The sequence below is a fragment of the uncultured Virgibacillus sp. genome (genome assembly GCF_947495635.1).
GTDB classification, from domain to species: domain Bacteria; phylum Bacillota; class Bacilli; order Bacillales; family Amphibacillaceae; genus Virgibacillus; species Virgibacillus salarius.
This window is the reverse complement of the sequence record NZ_CANMAB010000218.1, coordinates 1-647: the sequence shown is the minus strand read 5'-3', so window position 1 is coordinate 647 and position 647 is coordinate 1. Positions and strand designations below refer to the sequence as shown.

Genomic DNA, 647 nt, shown 5'->3' with positions numbered 1-647 from the left:
TCTTCAAGCTGATAGTTCTGATTGTCATAAGCTTGCAATGAGTTTTCTTTCACTTCCTTCAAAAATTCACTAAATGTTTTATGCTTATTTGGTCGATGTCGCATCGCTAACGTATTAACGAACATCCCCATGATATTTTGAAGATCGGCATGTGGCCTTCCGGCAATCGGTACCCCGACAACAATGTCTTCTTGACCACTATATCTCGCTAGTTGAATGGTAAAGGCAGACAATAAAACCATATGCATCGTTACATCTTCTTGTTTCGCTAGTTCCTGTAGCTGTTTCGTTGTTGCTTCGTCTATCGTGAACGAAATGCTATCTCCTTCGAATCGTTGAAACGCTGGACGTTCAAAATCATATGGCAATTGAAGGACTGGCACCTCATCCTGGAATTGTTCCTTCCAATATCGTGCTTGCTTCTTCATTTGTCCAGATTGTAAATAGTGTTGTTCCCATTCCGCATAATCCTTGTATTGAATACGGAGTGGGTCCAATTTGTCGCCATTATAGAGCTTCGCGAATTCCTGAACCAAGATACTCATCGAGACACCATCTGAGATAATATGATGCATATCAATAAGTAGGTAATTAGTTCCTTGGCTTTTCATGATTTCCGCTCGGAATAACGGTGCCTCCTCTAAGGA

The 647-nt window shown here is 41.1% G+C and carries 1 protein-coding gene; it reads right to left on the bottom strand.

Translation table 11 applies throughout. The features are described from left to right. Positions 1–611 (bottom strand): condensation domain-containing protein (locus tag Q1A47_RS20560; RefSeq protein ID WP_299632754.1); only part of this gene is annotated, 611 nt, incomplete at its 3' end. Positions 612–647: the final 36 nt, after the last annotated feature.